The organism is Pontibacter sp. MBLB2868 (assembly GCF_051904785.1).
Lineage (GTDB): Bacteria > Bacteroidota > Bacteroidia > Cytophagales > Hymenobacteraceae > Pontibacter.
The window spans coordinates 3,830,901-3,853,119 of record NZ_CP196710.1 but is presented as its reverse complement, the minus strand read 5'-3'; the positions used below and the strand labels follow the sequence as shown (position 1 = coordinate 3,853,119).

The window sequence follows — 22,219 nt, the reverse complement described above, 5'->3', positions numbered from 1 at the left end:
TTGTACTTATAAGCCAGCATAAAGTGACTATAGATAACCTTGTTGATAAGAGTAAAGAGCTACACAAGCTACGGGATACCACAGTCATATTTAATGAGCTTAATAATGTTGAGCAGGACACTCTTATTGGGCTAGTTAATGACTGGCAACCTGATAAAACTTTTAAGCCAGTTGTTCTGCTTCGCTTCCTGATCGCTCAGAAACTACTTAATGGGGAAAAGGTTAGCCAGCAAACAATAGACGAACTCAAAGAAACAATTGAAAGTAGAGACATTACCTCTCATTACGCTCCTTCACCTGAATACCTCCAGAGTATAAAAGCCTACAAAACGAGTAGGCTGGGGATGTTTCATCAATGGAAAGATCCATACATTATACTTTTCCCCTTCTTCTATAGTCAAGCAGAAAAGCAGGTAACAAGGCAAACCCTACAACACCTGGCAAACGATATTATTGCAGAAAATTCGATTCCCAATGCTAAAGCGCACTGGAATGACTTTGATGGGCCTAATAATTATGGTACTGATCATGTTTGGGGGGCTATAATTCCAGATGAGGCGACAAGTCCGCAGGATGCATATCAACTGTTTTTCCGAATTGATAAAGATGGTATTAGTGGTGGCTTATACAAAGGTCATAGAGTTGAGAGCAATGGATTTACCTCAGTAGATAAGCCGTATAGTAGCTGGGAAGAACTTACAAAAGATGTAGCAGAAGAGCTTCCTAAATGGAGAGAGCTGAATGGTTCTATTAATCATTCCTTTCAAAAAGATGAAAAGGAATTTAAAGAAAGAGTTAGTAAGTGTTCTGTTGATAATCTAAACGTCTACTTTCAGACATTAGACTTCATCATAGATGAACTTTCCTTACCAGACGAAGATAACCTAGTATTTAGCACAGGATCGAGGCATCTAGGTTTTCATGTTGGCAAGCGATACTGCCTGAACTTAAAGAATAATTCATTTTTCTTCATCGCGCCAGAAGATAATGATATTCCTGGAGTTGAAAGAGAAGGCTTTACTGGCGGTGACACAGCGGCATACTTTAAAAATACGTCTGCGCAGGTTGTCCAGCAACATATAGATGCCATTGTTGAGGCTGTTCAATTTGAGATAGAAAGAGATATTAGCACTGAGCGTAAAGAGTATGATAATACAGCCTTCAGAAAAGCTGCTTTTGATAAGGCTTACAGAGCTACCTTATTCAACTTCCAGCCAAGCCAGACTAAAGCAACTAAAAACGAAGAACAGAATCAAAATGATAGAGATACTGCTAAGCATACTATGCCATTAAATCAGATATTATATGGACCTCCTGGTACAGGCAAAACATACCACACGAAGCAGTATGCCCTCCAGATAATAGAAGAACTATCGGAAGAAGAACTGAAGAAAAAGTATCCGACAAGGGATACTATAAATAAGCAGTTTCAGGTTTATCAGGAGCGCAAACAGGTTGAGTTTGTTACATTCCATCAGTCATTCTCTTATGAAGACTTTGTAGAGGGTATTAAACCGGTGCTACCTTCTGAAGAAACGAAAGGAGAAGAAGAGGAGGAAGCCGCATTAACACAATCTGGCGACATCGCTTATGAGCTTCTACCAGGCATCTTTAAGAATATGTGTGAAAGAGCAGAAAGCTATGTGAACTATGAACCTAAAAATCAGTCAGATCAGTTTAAAAGTATCATAAGGGAAAACTTCAAAAATGCACGTTTCTATAAAATGTCTGTTGGTAATACAGCCTCTTCGGATGATGATGAAATCTATCAGTACTGCTTAAAGAACGATAGTATTGCCTTAGGATGGGGCGGCGGAACAAATTTCGAAGGAGTAAAGAGTCGAAAGGAGATAAAGGATCTTTTAGATAAAGATGGACTAGAAAGAAGTAAGTATGAGACGACTGCTGTAAAGATGTTTGTAGTGGACATGAAGCCCGGCGACTTTGTGTTTGTTTCAAACGGCAACTATAAAATTCGCGCTATCGCACAAATAAGCGGTGACTATTTTTTCGAAGAAGATTCCCCTGTTTCTTACAACCACTTCCGCAAGGTAAAGTGGCTGGCAAAGGAAATTAGCTTACCAGTAACCGAACTTTACAAGAAAGCTTTCTCACAGCAGACGGTCTATAGTCTGAACAAAGGACTGATTAAGCAAAGTTATTTTGAATCGGCTCCAGTAACTGAAATGTTCCGAAAGAACCATGTTCTTATTATAGATGAGATAAACCGGGGTAATGTCTCTCAAATATTCGGAGAATTGATAACTCTCATAGAGCCTGATAAGAGAGCTGGCAATACAGAACAACTAAAAGTTGCCCTGCCGTATTCTAAAGAAGACTTCTCTGTTCCTGCTAACCTCTACCTGCTGGGAACTATGAATACAGCAGACCGAAGTGTAGAGGCCCTCGATACTGCTCTTAGGCGCCGTTTCTCATTCAAAGAACTGGCTCCGGATGCTGCGCTAGTGCCAAGTGCAGCCCACATTTTTTATAACCTGTTATGGCGTCACAAGGATAACAATTGGCAAAGCAATCGTTATAAGGTTGCCGAAACCATGGTACTGGAACTTATCGGAACACCAGAAGATCTGCATACTAGAAAGTATACTATTTGGAATAGTATGAAGGGAGAGGGAGAGATTGGCTTTGATATAAATAAGTATTTCGTAGGAACGGAGTTCCCAGGGGTAAGCCCTCAGGAACTATTCATAGCCATCAATGATAGAATTGAAGTGCTCCTGAATAGGGATCACTGTATCGGTCACTCCTATTTTATCTCCTTAGCACATACAGATGATGTACTATCAGAGCTTAAAAAGATCTTTAAAGACAACATCATTCCCCTGCTACAGGAATATTTCTATGGCGACTATGGGCGCATAGGCATGGTTCTGGGAGAAGGTTTTGTAAAGAAGAAATCCAATGGGGCCACAGGCAGAAGAAAGTTCGCAAAAGGTAATTGGGGTAATGACTATGAGTTAAATGATAAAGATGTATTTGAATTTACCGATTCAGCATCTTGGACAGTAGATACATTTAAACAGGTATATGCCGGTTAATGTAGTACAAGTCTTTGAGCATTCGTGTCTTGAAGTGGATGAAGATAAATTCACTTCAAAGCATTTTGATAGACTTGTGCAATACAATGAGAAGCAGGGTAATACCTATTTCAATGTTGGGCATAAACGTCTGCATTTTAAAAGCTATGTAGGGGTAATACAAGTTGATGGACTTACGATTGAAGTGTTACCTAAAGCTGATGTAGGAGATGACACTGAAAAGTGGCAGAAGGCCTTATTCCTGCTTCTTAGAGAAACTGGGTATCTATCAGTTTCTTCCTTATCAAATGCGATGCTTCGGTTGCGCTCATCTTCGCTGCTGGAGCTGTTTCTTTGGCAGTTTCTGGAAGGAGTTGACCAACTAGTGCATCAGGGATTGGTAAAGCGCTATCGGCAAGAGCAAAACAATCAGAAGGCCTTAAAGGGCAGATTGCTTTTTCAAGAGCAGATAAAAAGGAACCTTGTACATAAAGAGCGATTCTTTACTGATCATCAGGTATATGATCGGGACCACCTGTTACATCAGATAATAAAAAAGGCGCTTATTATTTTAGCAGGTGTTAGTTCTGCACATATAAGAAGTAATGCGTCTAGGTTGCTCTATACCTTTGGTGATTTTGATGACATAGTAGCTACAAATGCTACATTTAGTAAAGTTCGATTTAATCGAAAAACACAGCCTTACGAGCAGGTAGTTCAACTTTCTAAACTAATCATTCTTAACTATAGTCCGGATTTATCCTCAGGTGGCGAAAACATTCTTTCTATTATGTTTGACATGAATCAGCTGTTTGAAAAGTATGTTTATAGGCAGATAAAGAAGGACGAGCAGTTGTTTCAAGCAAATAAGCTATTTGTATCTGGACAGTCAAGCAGGAAGTTCTGGAGCTCTAAGACTATCCGTCCGGATATAGTAATTCAATATGAAGAAGATGAAGGTGGTATAAAGGTCAAGCAGAAAGTAATTGTTGATACAAAGTGGAAAGTACTTTCAGATCATACACCCTCTGATAGTGATTTAAAGCAGATGTATGCTTACAATATACACTTTGGTGCAAATCATAGTACACTACTATACCCTCAGGTGCATGGAATACAGAAGCTACATGAAGCGTATCATCCTTCTGATTTTTACGCAGACAATCATTCATGTAGCTTAGACTTCATAGACTTAGTTGAACCAGATGGAAGTTTGATGCAGGGAGTCGGTAAAAGGATTATTGAATCTGTAACGGGTTTGACTCCATTAGCAAGTTGATCTGTATTGTGGAAAACAGGAATCATTAAAATATATGGGGAGCATTATTCAAGCCGTATGTCCATGCGGGCTAGAGTCAGAAGCAATCATGCAAGGTATAGGGTTTAGCTATCCAGACACTAGAACTCAAATTGAGCCAGCCTACTGCGATGCCTGTGGAATAGTTATAGGCAGAGATGCGAGTAAATTATTCTCCAAGTGCCCGAAATGCAGGAAGAAAGTGCGGTTCTACAAAGACGAGCTGGAGACAGATGAAGAGAATCCAAATTCTATTTTTCCTTCGCTAGACTACCAGCAGACAAAGGAATTCTGGCATTGTCCGAGATGTAAAAGGGAAACTTTGCAGTTTGGGTCTATGGGTTGCTGGGATTAGTTTCAAAGTCACTATTCTTCTAGTTGTATTCCTGTTTCGCTTAATAGACGGTTCAGCAAAATCATGAGCTCATCAAAGTTATCAGGATAGGCATTGGAGCCATAAGAGTTAATATTAACCCCTGGTGCCTTCAGTTTTAATTCCCACTGCGTTCCATCCAGAATATCACTATCGTATCTTCTTTTCCAGTCACAGCTTTTAAGGAAACTCATCAGCTGATCCCAATTCTTATTTCCCTCAATAGGCACAATCTTATCATGCTCTAACAGTATTCCATAATACTCAGAGCAGCGCAATTCATTGTCGTGAAGTGTGAGGCGGTAACTGTCACGGCCATACCCACCGATGTAGAAGTTTAATGTCATAAAAAGAAAGTTTAGAAAAGGTTCTAGCGCAAAGCTCTACTTTAATTTAACTAAAAAAGCAGATGCTATAAAGAGTATATTGTTACATATTAATATCTTTATATATGGAATGGCCCAAGAGGGGGTGCAGTATAAAGTTATTCAGTTAATAGATCTTAGCAATTAGCTATTCCATAATAGGAAACAATCAATCTTGTATAGGGGCTTGATTCAGCGTTGATGAAAATACAAAACTTTAAAGCTTCTCTTAAGCCCTTGTTCATAAGCATTACCGAATTAAAATGCCGTTAATACTTTTATTTATAGCCGTTGCTGGCTACTTCATATTCAAGTGGAATAGTTCTCAAAAAACAAAAGCTGAACTTCAACAGCTGTTGTCAAGCAAGCTACAGGATATAGAGGCGGCAGTTGCAGCTTATGAGTTAAACCTTGACTTTGCACTTGGTTATTTTACTAACTCCAAATTGGGAGTATGGTTAGCTAATTATCAGGAGCTATACGCCTCCTTGAATGGAAAACCGATTGAGAAGGCCAGTCTAGAGCATAAGAGCTCAGTAGTAGTGAAGAAGTTTCTTGACTATTATAAGAACGCACAAAGCAACAGGAGCAAGTATAACGCTGCCTTTGTCAAACAAGAACTCAACACGTACAAAGACTTTTTTGATTCAGCTGCAGGTAAGCCGCTTGATCTGCAGCAAAGAACGGCCATCGTGGAGGATGAGGATGCCAACTTAGTCATTGCTGGGGCAGGCTCCGGTAAAACCACGACCATTGTGGGCAAGGTGAAGTACCTAGTGGAGCGTTATAAGACAGACCCAGAAAATATCTTGCTTATTTCCTTTACAAGAAAGTCAGCCGTCACGCTCGCCTCCCGCGTGAACGTGGAAGGGATTTTTGCCAAGACCTTCCATAGCTTCGGTATAGGCGTGATCAAGCAGGTTGAGGAGAAGCGACCGTCCATTTTTGAAGAGCAGCAGTTTAAGCCCTTTATCAAGAAGACGTTCAATGAGCTAATTAAACGGGAAGAGTACTTAGCTAAAGTTACAGACTACTTTACCAACTTTCTAAAGCCTGTCAAAAACCAGTTTGACTTCAAGAACCAGGGCGAGTACATCCAGTACATCAAGGATCAGAACTTCAGGACCTACAAAGCATACACTACCTCAAGTAATGGCAGGATTACCCACCGAATGGAGATAGTCAAAAGCATTGAGGAGTGCCGGATCGCCAACTTCCTGCTCTTCAACGGGATCAACTATGAGTACGAGTATCCCTACGAGTTTGAGACAGCCACATTAGACAAACGGCAGTACAAGCCGGACTTCACCATTCTTCAGGACGGCAAGCGGGTTTACCTGGAGCACCAGGCGATTTCCAGGGATAACAGCGTGCCCCCCTTCTTTGCGAAAAGAGGCGAAACGCAGGAGCAGGCGAACCAGAAGTACTGGAGCAAAATCAATTGGCAGCGGGATGTGCACAGGCAGAACAGTACCCGGCTTATCGAGACCTACAGCTATGAGATGCTTGACGGCACCTGGGCTGCCAGTCTCACAGAGAAGCTGCAAAGCGCCGGGATAAGGTTGTCTCCAAAGTCGCCTAAAGAGATCTGGGCTATCATCAACCATACTGCCGGCGAGGAGGTGGATGGCTTTGTAACGCTGTTCCAGACATTCATCACCCTCATGAAGTCAAACAACTACACTGTAAGTGATTTGGCTGAACGCAACGGATCGGTGAAGGATGAGATGATGAGAGAGCGAAACAATCGCTTTATTCAGATCATAAAGCCCATCTTTGAAAAGTATGAGGCACACCTGGCTGAAAGGCAGGAGATAGACTTCAGCGACATGATCAACAAAGCCACAGCCTATGTTGCTGCCGGCGCTTACCAGAAGAAGTTTGACTACATCATCATTGATGAGTTTCAGGACATATCCATTGGCCGCTATAACCTGATAAAGGCGCTAAGGGAGAACAGCCCCGGATGTAGACTCTTCTGCGTGGGCGACGACTGGCAGTCGATTTACCGCTTCACGGGCAGCGACATTACCCTATTCAAGGACTTTGAGCGCTTCTTCGGGTATTGCATCAAGTCAAAGATTGAGACCACTTACCGCTTCTGCAATCCGCTTATTAACTTGTCAAGCGAGTTCATACTCAAAAACGACAGCCAAACCGCCAAGTCACTCAGGCCGGCGTTTCCGGACAAGAAGACCAGATACGACCTTGTCTACGCACCTTCAGGCGATCAAGGCGATACGATAGCAGTAAAGAACATCTTAGATGAGCTGCTGTCCAGGCATGCAGATTTAGATAAGAAGTCTATCTTTATACTGGGCCGATACAGCTTTGATCTAAGGAGGCTGGAGGACAAGAACAGCTCCTTTAGCATTAAGCGAAACATATCAGTCAAGGAGGTTGAGGCAGGCCACGAGTTTACACGCGAAGCGGACATCGTAGAATACAGCCCCATCGGCAGGCCGAAAGTGAAGGCTGAGTTCCTGACGGTGCACAAGTCGAAGGGTCTTGAGGCGGATATTGTTATAGTCATTAACTGCAATTCGGGCAGGCATGGTTTCCCTTCCGAGATGTCGGATGATCAGGTGCTTAACCTATTGCTGAGTGATGCCGACCAATATGAGAACGGCGAGGAGAGACGCCTGTTTTACGTGGCCATGACCAGAGCCAAAGAGCAGGTTTATTTCGTGGCAGACGAGACCTACAAGTCAAAGTTTATCACCGAGCTGGATGTAGGCAACAAGGATAAAAAGATAGAAAAATGCCCGGACTGCAAAATCGCCGACCTGGTTGTGAAGAAGAAAGGCGTCGCAAAAACCGGGAATCTCTACACGTTCTGGGGCTGCACGAACTTCCTTTACGGCTGTGACTACTCAAAAACGGAGTGGGACAATAAAGCTAAAAAACGAAGGGCTCTTAGTGAGGCTTAGAGGCTAGGCTCATCGCTTACATTTGCAGAAGTGTAAAAGCCCTTCAGAATTCTGAAGGGCTTTTACACTAAATCACTTTAGTCCTGCTTATACATTTTCAAAGAATTTTACCGCGTACTGGCAGTACTCAATGATCTTCTCCTTATCTGTTTCAAATTCTTTGCGGCTTCCTAGATAATTACGGCAGGTAGGGGTTATCTCCTTTCCTTCCACTAGCTCTAAATAAGAAATACATTTAATGTGCTTCTTTGATACCAGCAATATTAGGGCGTTCTGATAAGGATAGTCTTTGTTCTTGTCAATGTCCTTCAGCTGGAATGTGCCGTTAGCTCTGAATTTTACTTCAATAAAGTGTGCTTTGCCATCTTTATACACTACTAAGTCAGGCATTCTTCTTATCTCCATCGCCACCTCATCGCGCACACCCTTTAGCAGGTCCATGATACCGGGTATAGTGTTCTCCATCCCGTACTTGAAAACCTGGAAGCCAAGGGAAAGAAACAACTGCTCTACAAGCGTCTCGGCTATACGCCCCTTGATCAGATTGTATACCCATTTATTGTCTGTTGTCTTATCAAAGCTTTTGACTGGCGCCGCGTTATCTTTGTCTACAACAAGTGTTACCTGTTCTCCATTTTTATTTTTGTAGCAAGCAGTACATAAGCCACCGTTATATTTTGTAAAACTCCCACATTGTATGCAATCCGCCATTACCCTAAATCTTATGTTTGAATTTACTCTGTCCTCTTTACCCTTCCTCCTCGTTGTTTCTAATATTAATATTTACTTTAGCTAATATAGCCATAAAAAGCTAAACAGGCTAGTAAAATGTCTAACTTGCTGGTTAGCAAGTTGTGAAGTAACTATTCATCCTGCTGTAGTTTTTTAGGAATACTACTGTTCCCCCAGTCTTTGTCCCCCTTCAAAGAATTGATTTTGTTACAGTCTGACGATACTCCATAGTACTCAGAGCAGCGCAGTTCATTGTTATGCAGTTCTAACCGATAGCTGTCACGGCCATACCCACCGATGTAGAAGTTGAATGTCATAAGTATTTAGTAAGTCTATAACTTTAAGTAGAATGCCAGTGGATAGAGCACTACTTCTTTTGGAATCTGCTACTGTGTTTCCAATCCTTTTACTAAAAAAGTAAAAGCTATGGAGTTTATATAGTTATATATTAATATATTTATATCAAAATTGCTTCAGAAAAGAAATCCAACATTGGATGCACCCACATTAGCTGTGGTAGTAGAAAATGCGCAGAAAGGGAAGATATAAAAATGAGAACAGAAGTAATATATAAGTTAAACTCCTATTTCCATCTGTATAAAGAGCTGGACAGAATAGGTGGCCCCGAAGCAGACGGTGATTTGTTTGAAGAAGTTCTAGGTCTGGAGGAAGAACTCCTGCAGAAATTCGGGCTTCCTTTGTCAAACAAAAACAGGAGCATACTCTGGAAACTTGCACAGAAGAAAAAGCTGTCAGAAAAGGTTCTTCAACAAACACTGGAGCATTTAAATGCTGCAGCACAGCAGCACCATTTCTCACCTGTACTAACAGATCTGGAACAGTTAAAAGAAGCAAAAGCAAGGAATAAGGATGCTTTTGATATACTACCAGAACTAGGTCACCCTACCCACGAGTATACTATTTTCCTCTACGATGTTATACTAGGTTTTGCATCACCTGAAGATGTACTGGCAGAGCTGAGTGCTCTTAAGAGGTTGGATTGCTATGGGGATGCCGCATCTTTAAAGAATCAATATCCCCGTACCTTCCGCAAGACAAAGGCTTACAAGCAGCTAAAGCCATACCTTAAGTTTCTGGATAATTATTTAGATCCATCTGATTTGGATTCGATGATCAAATTAGGGCAAGAGGAAGAAGAGCCGGCTCCTCATCCTCTGGAAATGGCAAGAGTTTTCAGATTCAATGAATTTAGGGAAGAACGTTCGGATAGCGAACAAACTGACCTTTTCTCACTTGCCCGGCCAGATGCTATAGATTTCACGCCAGACTACTTCGTTATTGCCGGTATAGTAGAAATCGAGGAAATCATCTTCAGCGAAGATTCAGCTGTAACCGTCACAGGTCAGTTGCATGAAGATTATAACAAGCCTTCTCCAGTTACTTTAGGATTTGACTTCGATGCACTGACAGCACTAATTCGGGAGTATGGTAGTAAAGGGCAGTTGGTACTGAGCTACTTTAATAAAAGCCGCCAGCAAAGCTTGATTGACTGCCCGACTATCATTTCTTTAAAGGATAAAACTGGCAGTACCTTAGAATTGCATCAGCATTACCTTAAGGTCTATAAGCCGCTCACATTGGGTCCAACTGGCAAACCTGAGATGATCAAAGACGCATTCTATATAGTAGAGGAAGTAATAGACAAGGCCCGCTATGACCAGCAGTTAATAGAAGATATGAGAAACGGATTGGGTGGTTATTTCCATCATATGAAGAATCATTATTACTGCTATCTCAAAGCAAAGCATAATGGAATGGGTGAAGCAGAGGCTAGAAAGGACAATGGTCTTGAGGACCATGTGAGGTTTGAAGTATCTAAAATGCTTTACCTGCTTTACAAGCATGGCGGTAGAACGGAGATGAAATAAAAACGAATGATAACCACTACTGTATGAAAATATATCTACTGCTCATCATATCAGCTACTATGCTGGTAAGTTCTAACCCAAAATCTGATAGAGTTAGCGATCTGGAGTACGAGCTTCAAAGCTTAACACAGTCCTTTGCAGCTAACGCTAACAAAGAAGACTGCGAGTACTTCTTTAGAAAGATTGATTCCTTGAATGATGATATAGAAGAAGCAATAGATGAGGAAGAAGAGGACCTTATGGCACTTAATAGGCTTCAGAAGAAGGCTGATGCCTTCTATGAGTTTGCAGCTACGCTTACCCGCTGTAAAGGAACCAGTAATGAGGTAGACATTCCAAATTTTAACACATTTATTAAAGAAACTGGTCTTTCCCCTGTCTTTATCAAAAAGAATGACTGTGTTTCTATCTATAGAGTGAGCATAAATGGGTTTTATACTTTTTATGCTGTTAATCCAAGGAAGGCGAAGATGGTAAAAGTTACGATAAAGAAGGGTGATAAATATAACTCTTCTACATCCACCAACTCTTTCGGCATGATGTGCAATTCTGTAGAAGGATTTAACCAGGGGGAAACACAGGGTAAATTTTCAACAATGACAATTACCTGTTCTGAGATGAGCTCCTCTTTCGGAATGGATTGTGACTAATAAGTTTTGATTTTTCTTAAAGCTCTTTCTAAATGAAAAACCTTTACCTGCTTCTGTTTACTGCTCTGCTTTTCAGCTGTGATACTAATGATACAAATTATTCTGATGCAGCTGATGAGGAAACAGCTTACTATGAAACAAGTGAATATGAGGAAGAAGAGGTAGTAGACTGCTCTGATGCTAAGTCCTCAGCAAGTTACGGGTACGACTATGCGAGACAGGCCTACTACTCTGAGACTGTAGAGGATATGCAGTATTATGCCAAAAGAGCAATGGATGAATTCGATAGCGCCATGAGTTATGCTTCTGACTGTGGGTGTGATGACGCGAATTACGCTGCAGATGAAGCATACTCCAATGCAAAAAGCGCATATAATGCTGAGACCATTGAGGATGGAGAGTACTATGCGAAAAAAGCAATGGACGCTAGCGAAGAAATTGAGTCCTATGCTAGTGACTGTGAAAATTAGTAGTGCTGACTTTGCAAGACCATAAAATAATACTTGTTAACCCATGAAAAAACTTTTACTGCTTTTAGCTTTCTCATTAAGTGTGTTGAACTCTTCTGCGCAATCCTTCGATGCTTTTAAAACAAGTGGCATAGCTAAGCTAGAAGCTGAAAACTACACAGGAGCTATAGATGATCTTAACAAAGCCATTGAGTTAAATGCTAATGATGAAGAAGCGTTTCTTAAGAGAGGAATGGCAAAGTTTTATAATGGCAACAGTGCTGAGGCAATAGAAGACTTTAACCGCTCTATAAGCTTAAGTCCTGGCACAGGTATGGCCTATTACAGCCGTGGTTTTGTAAAAGCGTACCTTGAGGAGTACGAAAATGCCTTGATAGATTATAACGAAGCAATCGAGTTGAATAATGATGGGTACCCTAAAATGTACTTAAACAGGGCTATAGTAAAAGCTGAGCTTGGTGATATAGAAGGAGCCCTGAACGATTTTAATCATGCAATTAAAATAAACCCGACAGAGGGATATTTTTATTACCGTCGTGGTATTGTAAAGGCAGGTTTAGAGGACTATAGTGGAGCAATAATTGACTATGACAAGGCTATTTTATTAGACCCCAAAGATGCTAATACATATTTTGAGCGAGGGACAGCTAAAGCTTATCTTGAAAACAATTTAGGTGCAGTTGAGGACTTTTCGGCTGCTCTTGTTTTCGATTCAAGTAATGCGCAAACTTATAACAGTAGGGGGTATACCAGAGCAAGACTAGAAGAATATCAGAGTGCAATAAAAGACTACAGTAAAGCCATTGAGATAGATAAAGAATATGCAAGTGCTTACTATAATAGAGCGCTAGCAAAAGAAGCCATTAATGACTCAACTGCGATACACGATCTTACTAGAGTTATTGAATTAGCCCCTGAATATGCTGATGCATTTTATAAAAGAGGTTATGCCAGGCTTCAAGCCAAGGACTATCAAGGAGCTTTGGCCGATTACGATCAAGTGCTAGTGATAAATCCGAACCATTCCTATTCATATTATAATCGTGCAGTTATTTGGGAGTTGCTCAATAATAAAGAAAAGGCGCTGGACAACTATGGAAAATCGATTGAGGCAGACTCCTCGAATTTAGAGGCACTTTTTAACCGCGGCATATTACGAGCTGAGATGGGAGATAGTATAGGAGCAATGTCAGATTTTTCAGCTGCCGTTAACCTAAACTCTGAGTTTCTAGATGCATTTGTTGAGCGTGGAACGATAAAGAGAGGCATGGGAAATTATGCTGAAGCCATATTAGATTTTGATGAGGCCATCAAGTTGGCGCCAAACAATAGTCACAACTATGTTTCCCGAGGGTTAGCACATGATTTTATGAATGAATATCAAAAGGCACTTCTCGACTACAATAAGGCTATCGAGCTTGATGATGCTAATGCTTTTGCTTATTACTGCAGAGGGACAGTGAAGATTGATTTAGAGGACTATAAAGGAGCTATTGTTGATTTCAGTAATTCCCTAAAGCTAAATCCTGATGATATAGATGTCTTTATCCTGCGCGGTAATTCTAAGCACTACATTGAAGACTTTAAGGGTGCAATCGAAGATTACAATAGAGCACTAGTGTTAAATCCCAAGTCTTCTGTTGCTTATAATGACCGTGGGGTGGCAAAGATGAACTTAGGCGACGAAAAGGCAGCCATAAAAGATTATGGTATGGCTATTAAATTAGATCCAGGTGATGCTATACCATATTTTAATCGTGGTACAATTAAAGAAAGTCAGAAAAAAAATGAGGCGGCTTTAAAAGATTATACAAAAGCAATTGAGTTGAATGCTGAATATGCTAATGCCTATTATCGCCGTGGAGCATTGAAGAGCACAATGGGGAAAAAAGAAGGGGCCTGTATAGACCTAAACATAGCTAGTGAATTAGGAGACCTAGATGCTACGGAATTAGCCAAAACAGTTTGTAAGTAGTCATCTCCATTTAGCATCATTAAGTACAGTAACTATATGAAAAAGCTACTACTGATTTTAGCTGCTCTGCTTTTTATTTCACCCATTGGTTTCGCCCAAAAGCTAACACTTACAGAGCTCATGAGCCTTTGTGGAAAGCAGAACTGGGAAAGTGTGAATACAACTCTTCTAACTAAAGGGTGGATTTATCATGACTCTCAAAAAGGAGACAGTGATCACTACAACACAATTACTTGGTCCTACAATAAAAATAGCTACAATAATAAAGCTCAAGGTTGGTTTTACTTGTTTACATATAATTCTCAGCCCGACAAGGTATCCTATGTGACCTTAAGTAAGACTTTTTACACCCAAATTCAAAGTTCTCTTACATCATCAGGTTATAAACTGTTAGGGAGCAAGATAGAAGACAGTGAAGTTGTTTCAACTTATGCTAATGCTACATATGCCATCAAAGTAAGTACTCAGAGGAGAGATGAAGATGAGTGGTCTGATGCAAGTTTAACAGCATATCAAATAACCGTAATCAGGAAAGCCGGAATTTATGATCCTGACAATGGCAATAAAATAAGCTATTATGCTGACGGTGAGGTAGAGACGGAGTATTCCTTGAAAAACGGCAAGCTGCACGGCTTACTCAAGATTTATTATGAAAGTGGGCAGTTAAAGAAGCAAGGAACCTATACGGATGGCAAAGGCAATGGCAAATTTGTTGAGTATGATGAATATGGCAACAAGACTGCCGAATATTCCATGGTGAATGATGAGTACAATGGAGTGGCTACAATTTATGAAGACAGCTTCAAATCAATTGAAAAGGAATATGTAAATGGTGAGCAGACAGGCAGATATGTTGAATACTATTATGATGAGGGAACAGGAGAACCTACTGTAAAAATCATCGGCTCAACCAAGAAAGGGGAAAAGGATGGGAAGTGGACAACCTACTATGTTGGAAATGGAGAGGAAGAAGTGCTGGAGTTTAGTCATTACCTTAATGGGGTAAAGCATGGAGCTGCAGAAGAGTTTGCTGGCAGTGACACCATTGTAACAGCGCTATATGCCAACGGGGAGCTCCATGGTGCTTACAAAAGGCGTGTAAAAGTCAAATTGACAATCTCTAAAACAGGAGAAACAGACTTCATTTGGATTGATGACTGTGAAGGGAGCTACAAAATGGGACTCAAAAGCGGCAAATGGACCTATCTAGGTTTTACTGGTAAGGAAAGCGAAGGGAATTATGTAGATGGTTTGAAGGAAGGGAAATGGACGTATTATGCCCCCGTGAGTGATCGTTTAGGCGAGGTAATGCTTGAAACATATTTTACCGCTGGTAAGAAACAAGGTGTGGAAAAGCGTTTTCTATTTATTGATGAAACAGAAAGGCTGGTAGAAGGCAAGTCGGAGATATATTTTAAAGCAATACCGGTTCTGGAGACTACAACTTATAACCGCGGCATCAAAAGTGGAAGCTATGAGCTTAGAGATTCTACAAACACATTGATAAGAAAAGGCAACTATCTTAATGATGAGAAGCATGGGGCGTGGCTTGAAGCCTACCAGAGCCAGATGCCGGATGGGGCTAATTCTTGGTTCTTTTTTGAGGGAGAATACAAAAACGGCAAGGAAGAAGGGAAATGGATCGGGTATTATGATAAGAGATTGCTTACGAGGACGATGAACTTCAAAGAGGGCAAGCTACATGGGGAATACATTGAATGGAATAAGTATGGTAAGCCTGCAGAGAAGAAAATATTTCATAATGATGATTTTGCAGAGTTGACTATCTATGATAGCACTGGAGATAAAATCTTAACCAAGTATGAGATATACGATGAAAACTCTAGTAGCCTCATGTGCCGTCAGACGGAATACTTCGATAGTAAAATAACCTCACAGGAGTTTAAAATTTTTAGACAAGAGGAGATAGATCATAACGATTTTGAAAGGGTTTTTCTGAACCTGACTGGGATAACATCTAATGGAATATACGGCTATAAAGACGGTGAATTCAGAGTTACTGATATAAATGGTAATCCCGTTGTAACTGGTAAATACCGAAATGAAGATAAGATAGGTCTTTGGGTCTATTATTTTCCAGAGCAGGATGTTAAAATAGAGTCAAACTATGCAAACAATGTTCAATTGGATGAGAAGTACCTGACACTGAACAATTCACTGTTCTCAGGTGAGTTTGTTTACCACGATGCAAAAACAGGCCTTAAAGAGGAAAGAAAAATCAAGAATGGCCTACGAAATGGTAAGACTGCTTTTATAGATGGCAATAATAAGGTAGTAAAGAAAGAGAGCTATAAGGATGGGGTTCTAAAATGATAGTGCTTAAGAGATGACTTTAAAGCCTCCCCCGCAGGAGTATAATATTGAACGCCTGCGGGGGAGGTATGCTTACTTTTCTTCTGTCTTATGTTTTAAGACCAGGCTATGGTTTGCCTTATTAAGCAAAAGCCAGACAACAGTACATATTAAGAGGAACAAGATAAGGTATAACATGTAAGAGGGATTGACTTTTTCGCCTGAAACAGTGGAATCCCAGTATAGGTCACAGGGCTCAGCATAAACAAATGTACTTTCCATAGCTATTTCTCCTCTCTTATAGTAATTGTTTTCCTTTCTCCGTCTGCATAAGTCCAGCCATAGCTACCCATAAAGTAATAAAGAATCTTATCTATGGACTTGGCCTGAAGCATTAAGTTAAACTGGAAGCCTAGCTTAGCCAGCTCCATTCTTTCAAATGACTTCTTTCCATATTGTGTATAGAGATCGCTAAGAATTTGCTCGTTCTGCAAAAGGGCAGCAAGGGGCTTGGCAAAAGCCGGTTTTGTAAAAGGTAAAAGCTTTTCCAGCTCCCTTTCTGTCTCTTGCTGTTTTTCGTTAGCCGCGGTTAGTCTATTCTTTAATACCTTTAGCCCCTCTTCCCCGTTTTGACCGACAGCCACTAAAACGGCTACATACTGAGCCAAACTCATATTAAGGGTATCAGCCATTTCTTCTATCTGGCTTTTCATATTCTCACTAACCCTGCAGGAAAGTGGAGCGGTTTTTTCTTTATAGATTCGCATATATTTTTTATTTATAGATTAGTTGTGAGTTAGTTAAAATCTTAGATCAGGGGCACTCTTTGAGTACTGAATGACATTGCACATCTCTCTAAGGCGGGAGCGGGAAACATCTTTATAGTTCATGGTTAGCTCTTCCACATTCAGATTGGTTGTGAAATAGCTCTTACTGCCAGTCTTCTTGTAGTGCAGGTGGCGCATATATATTAAATCAATGGCTACTTCTGCTTTAACACCATAGTGTGACCCTGTTCTTTCCACTCCCAAATCATCAAAGAGGCATTCAATAGGCTTTCCTGTGCCAGAGTGTAAAGGACCGTGGCGGTACGGGCGAATAGCTTTATCACCATTTTCGTTAAAGGCTGCTGTAACATCATACATGTAAATATCCTTAATGCCAGAGGGCGTGAACTTGCGTAGCATTAAGATGAGTTCCGTCTTCCCGCATCCAACTGGGCCCATGACTAATAACCCTTTCTTCGGATTAATATTAAATCTTTGCATAGCTTCCGTATCACCTGCAGCATAGGCAGCTACTTTTTCAAAAATGTCCTTGTGCCAGTTTAAGTTGATAAGCTTCTCTCTTATCTCCTGAGGCCACTCCACATTCTGTATAGACTGTAGGAAGTAGTCTAAAATTGTCTGTGTTGTCGGTTTGGGGGCGATGCTATAGTGTGCCGCTGTACTCTTTGCCTCTGTCGGTGTTGAGGCGGTTAACATGCCCCCTCCATTGGTTATTTCCTTTATTGATCTTGCTGTGCTCATTTGAATGATTGTTTAATGTCTGTGAAATATTTTGTGTTTTATTTAACCAGTTGCGGGCTGCTGCCTGCCAGTCCTGAATCGGGCCGGCTTTCATTTGCCAGCCAAGGGCAGAGTAGTAGTCCACAAAGGACCGGGCCTCCTTCCCTTCTGATTTGTTAAGCCAAGGGAGTTTCAGCGTCAGCATATAGCTCTCTACCTGCTGCTGGTCCGGCCACTCAGATTTAGAGTTAGCGACTGAAAAATTTTCAGATTTTAAACTGGCTTGAGAATCCCCTTCTCTTTCATCTTTATTTTTAATATTCTTATTATATATAAGGAGTGAAGCCGTTTCCTCTGGCTCATTTTGTCCCGAGGTATCCTCTGGAATGTCCATAGGTCTAGACATTTTTGGGGTATCATCACATAAAAATATGCTCCTCTTGTTACCCTCCTCCTGATTGATTTCAACCCTGATAAATCCCAGTTGTGCGAGGTGCGTAATGCAGCGGGAGATTGTTTTAATAGTAAGTCCGAATTTCTTGGCAAAGTGTGCGTTAGTTGCCCAGCACACTTTATGCTTTTTGTAAAGGCCGGCTATCTCAGAGTAGATGATTTTCTCGGTGGAGCTGAGCCTTTTGTCGTAGCGGACCTCTGCCGTCATGACGGTTTTAATGCCTGGCTTGGTCTCTAATGAGGCCTTGGTGTTTGCTGAGCTAGCACCGCTTTGTGTAGGATTGTGTTTCTCCATCATCCCTATTTCTTTTTAGATTTAGTAGATGATTTAGAGCGGCTAGTGGAGGTGTAGCCGGCGTAGTGGTAAAAAGCCTCTATGGCAGCGATGTCTTCCTGGAGAAAGTTCGATAGCCGTGAAGCCTGGTCTACCAAAACAAAAAAGCTTGTAGGTGAAAACTTACAAGCTTTTTTGTTTTTAGGGTGTCCGGTTACTTCCCCCAGGTTTAAAATAGGATGAAAGTACCTGTATCACTACAAAGCAGGAACGCTTTTGCCTTTCCCTGTATTAATGCTGGCGTCTTTTTCTTGGAGGAAAACTGTTAGCTTTTTTATGAGAAGCAAGCGGCAGAGCGGCTTGAAAAGGTAAGTTCTAACCTGTTTAGGAAATATAGGCAGGTTCCGTCAGCCATTTCAAGGCCATGTCACGGTTAGAGAAATTCTGAATCTGGTAAGTTGCCGGATTATTTTCGAGTACCTGCCCTTGTACAAGTATAGCCATCTCCTCAAGCTTTACATTGCTGCTCACGACCCGTGCTACCTTTTTCAATCGGGTCTCTTTTAGTTGCATTGATACATTATAAATCAATGCGTTGTAAGAGGCTTCTCCTACTTCAACTTCTGCCTGACTGGAGTCCAGTAACAAATTCTGTACATGGTAATTCTTTACGAATTCCACCAATATCTCAAAGCATCTTTCAGCCTCACTCAATCCGCTGGTACGCATTTCTGGTAGCACCATAGTTAAAATGTCCGCGGAAGCATCAAAATCAAGCTGAAAAAAGCCGTTACTAAACAATATCATGCTATAAAATTAACAAATTCTTTTTTTAATCCTTTAAAAGGGTCTGTGTACCGCATAAAAATTTAGTAGGAACAGATCTGTTTGTTGCTGCACCAAGGGCTTATTTTTGAATGTCCTTTTTCCTATTCCATTTAATGTTCTGCCCTGCTTTGCATAGTATAAATCATTTTCAGATTTCCGATACAAACGTCAAGTTAAATCCAGTCAGGTATTGCCTTCAAATAGTTTATGGCTAGCCTTTTACTATAGTTAATGTCAGCTTCAAATAACACACGTTATATCCTTTTTATAGGATATATTGAAGATGCAATATAGTATATATGGTTTTAATAATTTATTAACTGATTTTTCTTTCACTTGGGTTAAATATTGCAAAACTTGTATGCCTTATTTTACTCATAACTCCAGTGAATGATGAAGCTTTACCCGGTTACAAAATTTTTTATCTTATTACTTGCCTGTAGTATTTTAACAATAGTTTCTGCTAATGCTCAGGTGATTATCTCTCAGTATTACGAAGGTACGGGGGTAAACAAATGGATTGAGCTCACTAATTTAAGTAGCTCAGAAGTAAACACAGCCTCCCCCCAGTTAAAGTTAGCTTCGTGGCAAATAAGCGGCGATGCAGGCAACATGAATTTAACTGACACGCCATCTAATGTGGTAGCGTTAAATGTAGTGATACCTGCGCACGGTACTGTGCTGATAGGGCGCTCAAATAACAGTACAGAAGTACCTTACCTTACAGTGGCAAGTGCCGCGCAATTATCTGATGCTGTTATAAATTTTAATGGGAACGATGCCATAGCCTTGCTGGATGCTTCTGAAAATGTGATCGATGCGTTTGGGCATGGCATAAATGCGAAAGACAAAAGCTATGTAAGAAATGCTTCCGTTTTAAATGCTAACCCGACCTTTACACTGGCAGAATGGAGCAGTGTTGCCATTACTACGGTACAGGATGCCGATGGCCTGGACGATTCGAACCGCTTAGGGGTGCATTCGGCAGCTAATCTGCCTGCTTGTGTGGCACCGGCAAACCAACCAACCGCTATGACCTTTGGCGCAACAGGCACTAAAAGCATTACAGGGTCTTTTACCGGAGCTGCAGGTGCTGATGAATACCTGGTTGTAATGAGCACAACAAATAGTCTCTCAGCTAATCCCCAGAATGGTGTAGTTTATGCCCCTGGAGACAATATTGGGGGAGGTGTGGTTGTTGGAAAGAGCCCGTCCACATCATTTACAGCGTCTGGCCTTACTCCAAGTACATCATATTACTTTTTTGTCTACGCTCTTACGAGTTCTGCCTGTAATGGTGGGCCGCTTTACCTGGTGCCAAACCCGCTTGGGGGCTCTCACACAACAGCAACACCACCTGCTTGCGCTTCTCCTGCCGGACAGGCCACTAACTTTGGTATAACCTACTTTACATCATCTAAAATACAAGGTAAGTTTGATGCATTCACTGGCGTTGATGAGTACCTGGTTGTAATGAGTACAACCGCTAACCTGACTTCATTGCCGGTAAACGGAACAAGCTACCAGGCAGGCGCAAGTATAGGCAACGGGAAAGTTGTGCAGCAAGGCGCTGCTACCTCCTTTACGCAAAGTAACCTGGACCCTGGCACCACATATTACTTTTATGTATTCTCTGTAAGTACAAACTGTACTGGCGGACCTATATACTTAACAGCCTCCGCGCTAACTGGGTCGAAGCAAACACGGGAGCAGAACACAGGCGGATACAATTTTTACTACGGAAACATGCATGCGCACAGCAGCTATTCTGACGGTAACAAAGACGATGCAACCAAAACTCCGATAGATAACTATGCTTATGCAAAGGAGGCCATGCACATGGATTTTCTGGGTATTAGCGAGCACAACCACACAGGAGCCGGTATGCAACTGGCTAACTGGAAGCCAGGCAGAGACGCAGCCAAAGCGGCAACCACCGACTCTTTTGTAGCGCTTTATGGTATGGAGTGGGGCACGATTTCAGGAGGCGGACACGTAATCGTGTATGGTTTGGACTCTTTAGTGAACTGGGAAACCGGTCAATACCAGATTTATGTACCTAAAAGTACCTACTCTGGCACAACAGGCCTCTTTAACCGGGTAAACAAACACGGCGGCAATGCTATTGCCTACCTGGCCCACCCTAATACCAGCGACTATAATAACCTGGCGGCTAACTATGATGGTCTTTGTGATAAAGCGATAGTAGGAACAGCAGTGGAATCAGGACCTGCTTTCTCAACGATCACGAACTACACGAACCCCGGAAGCAGCATGAGCTACCTGAGCTACTATAATAAAATGCTGAGCAAAGGATATTTCCTTGGCCCAACTATAGACCACGACAATCACAACTTTACATTTGGCCGCACAGCCCGCTCCAGGTTAGTTGTACTGGCCCCTGAGTTAACCGAAGATTATTTACTGGAGGCAATGAAAAGCATGCGCTTTTATGCCACCCAGGATTTTGAGGCAAAGGTATACTTTACCATCAACTCCCAGCCTATGGGAAGCGTGTTCACAGACCGTTATGCCCCTAACATTGCAGTTACTACAGAGACGGCTTCTCCTGTGAGTAGTATAAAGCTAATGCACGGTGTTCCGGGAAGTGGAGTGAATGCCACACAGATAGCGTTGAGCAACGGCCCCAGCCTAACTTATACTGATAATGCCCTCGCAAACCTTGCAACCGGCTACTACTACCTGGATATTACAGAAGATGATGGCAGCAGAACAGTAACATCACCGATCTGGTACACCCGAAACGACAATACTGTGCTGGGTGTAGATGAAGAGTTAAGCAAAACTGCCAGACTAAGTGTATGGCCAAACCCTACACAGGGCAACATCAATGTTTCTTTTGATCTGTTAAAAAGAGAAAATGTTTGGGTGCGCGTGTTAGGCTTAACGGGTAAAGTAGTATCAGAAGAACTACTTTCAGGTGCTAGCGGCCATATAGAGAAACAGTTAAATCTTGCCTCTGCTAGCCAGGGGCTATATATACTGCAGGTGCAGATCGGCTCTAAAACAATAAGTAAAAAGATTGTTGTTCAGTAAATAGAGTTGTTACTGCTAAAAAGCTAATGACCAGTTTCCCCTACAGGCCCCGCATACCAGATGCGGG

Annotated in this window: 16 protein-coding genes; 9 read left to right on the top strand and 7 right to left on the bottom strand. The window is 41.5% G+C overall.

What is annotated here, in order from left to right; all coding sequences use genetic code 11:
- Positions 1 to 23 precede the first annotated feature (23 nt).
- Both ACSX1A_RS16415 and ACSX1A_RS16410 read left to right on the top strand, forming a co-directional pair.
- Positions 24 to 3,059 (top strand): AAA family ATPase, encoded by a 3,036-nt coding sequence (locus tag ACSX1A_RS16415; RefSeq protein ID WP_439880728.1) that lies wholly within the window; start codon positions 24 to 26, stop codon positions 3,057 to 3,059.
- Positions 3,049 to 4,317 (top strand): McrC family protein, encoded by a 1,269-nt coding sequence (locus tag ACSX1A_RS16410; RefSeq protein ID WP_439880727.1) that lies wholly within the window; start codon positions 3,049 to 3,051, stop codon positions 4,315 to 4,317. The genes ACSX1A_RS16415 and ACSX1A_RS16410 overlap by 11 nt, the downstream gene beginning before the upstream one ends.
- Positions 4,318 to 4,701: 384 nt before the next feature.
- Here ACSX1A_RS16410 and ACSX1A_RS16405 read toward each other — a convergent pair whose 3' ends face one another.
- Positions 4,702 to 5,055, bottom strand: a complete 354-nt coding sequence (locus ACSX1A_RS16405) for a hypothetical protein (RefSeq protein ID WP_439880726.1) — start codon at positions 5,053 to 5,055, stop codon at positions 4,702 to 4,704.
- A 281-nt stretch (positions 5,056 to 5,336) separates the two neighbouring features.
- Between ACSX1A_RS16405 and ACSX1A_RS16400 the strand changes: the two genes are divergently transcribed.
- Positions 5,337 to 8,003 (top strand): UvrD-helicase domain-containing protein, encoded by a 2,667-nt coding sequence (locus ACSX1A_RS16400; RefSeq protein ID WP_439880725.1) that lies wholly within the window; start codon positions 5,337 to 5,339, stop codon positions 8,001 to 8,003.
- 87 nt (positions 8,004 to 8,090) lie between these two features.
- On the opposite strand, the gene ACSX1A_RS16395 is transcribed toward ACSX1A_RS16400, so the two are convergent.
- Positions 8,091 to 8,714, bottom strand: coding sequence for a hypothetical protein (locus tag ACSX1A_RS16395; protein WP_439880724.1), 624 nt, complete (start codon positions 8,712 to 8,714; stop codon positions 8,091 to 8,093).
- 152 nt (positions 8,715 to 8,866) lie between these two features.
- Positions 8,867 to 9,052 carry a hypothetical protein gene (locus tag ACSX1A_RS16390; protein ID WP_439880723.1) on the bottom strand — a complete coding sequence of 62 codons (186 nt, stop codon included), beginning with the start codon at positions 9,050 to 9,052 and terminating at the stop codon, positions 8,867 to 8,869.
- Between the two features lie 234 nt (positions 9,053 to 9,286).
- Between ACSX1A_RS16390 and ACSX1A_RS16385 the strand changes: the two genes are divergently transcribed.
- From ACSX1A_RS16385 to ACSX1A_RS16365, 5 genes are read left to right on the top strand one after another with little or no spacing between them, the layout of a single operon-like run.
- Complete coding sequence (locus ACSX1A_RS16385) at positions 9,287 to 10,624, top strand: hypothetical protein (protein ID WP_439880722.1); 1,338 nt, start codon at positions 9,287 to 9,289, stop codon at positions 10,622 to 10,624.
- 23 nt (positions 10,625 to 10,647) lie between these two features.
- A complete protein-coding gene (locus ACSX1A_RS16380) occupies positions 10,648 to 11,274 on the top strand; it encodes a hypothetical protein (RefSeq protein ID WP_439880721.1) in 627 nt (208 codons plus the stop codon).
- A gap of 32 nt (positions 11,275 to 11,306) precedes the next feature.
- The gene (locus ACSX1A_RS16375) at positions 11,307 to 11,744 is read left to right on the top strand and encodes a hypothetical protein (RefSeq protein ID WP_439880720.1); all 438 of its coding nucleotides are present in this window, start codon (positions 11,307 to 11,309) and stop codon (positions 11,742 to 11,744) included.
- A gap of 43 nt (positions 11,745 to 11,787) precedes the next feature.
- Positions 11,788 to 13,719 carry a tetratricopeptide repeat protein gene (locus ACSX1A_RS16370; RefSeq protein WP_439880719.1) on the top strand — a complete coding sequence of 644 codons (1,932 nt, stop codon included), beginning with the start codon at positions 11,788 to 11,790 and terminating at the stop codon, positions 13,717 to 13,719.
- 36 nt (positions 13,720 to 13,755) lie between these two features.
- Positions 13,756 to 16,053, top strand: a complete 2,298-nt coding sequence (locus ACSX1A_RS16365) for a hypothetical protein (protein WP_439880718.1) — start codon at positions 13,756 to 13,758, stop codon at positions 16,051 to 16,053.
- Positions 16,054 to 16,316: 263 nt separating this feature from the next.
- Here the strand turns inward: ACSX1A_RS16365 and ACSX1A_RS16360 are convergent, their stop codons facing one another.
- The 4 genes from ACSX1A_RS16360 to ACSX1A_RS16345 all read right to left on the bottom strand — a co-directional run bounded on the left by ACSX1A_RS16360 (position 16,317) and on the right by ACSX1A_RS16345 (position 19,011).
- Complete coding sequence (locus ACSX1A_RS16360; protein WP_439880717.1) at positions 16,317 to 16,745, bottom strand: hypothetical protein; 429 nt, start codon at positions 16,743 to 16,745, stop codon at positions 16,317 to 16,319.
- Positions 16,746 to 16,832: 87 nt separating this feature from the next.
- A complete protein-coding gene (locus tag ACSX1A_RS16355; protein WP_439880716.1) occupies positions 16,833 to 17,516 on the bottom strand; it encodes a hypothetical protein in 684 nt (227 codons plus the stop codon).
- On the bottom strand, positions 17,464 to 18,291 hold the full coding sequence (locus ACSX1A_RS16350; protein ID WP_439880715.1) for a helix-turn-helix domain-containing protein: 828 nt from the start codon (positions 18,289 to 18,291) through the stop codon (positions 17,464 to 17,466). The genes ACSX1A_RS16355 and ACSX1A_RS16350 overlap by 53 nt, the downstream gene beginning before the upstream one ends.
- 360 nt (positions 18,292 to 18,651) lie before the next feature.
- Positions 18,652 to 19,011 (bottom strand): hypothetical protein, encoded by a 360-nt coding sequence (locus ACSX1A_RS16345; RefSeq protein ID WP_439880714.1) that lies wholly within the window; start codon positions 19,009 to 19,011, stop codon positions 18,652 to 18,654.
- Positions 19,012 to 19,485: 474 nt separating this feature from the next.
- On the opposite strand from ACSX1A_RS16345, the gene ACSX1A_RS16340 reads away from it, so the two are divergent.
- A complete protein-coding gene (locus ACSX1A_RS16340) occupies positions 19,486 to 22,152 on the top strand; it encodes a CehA/McbA family metallohydrolase (RefSeq protein WP_439880713.1) in 2,667 nt (888 codons plus the stop codon).
- The last annotated feature ends 67 nt before the right edge of the window (positions 22,153 to 22,219 follow it).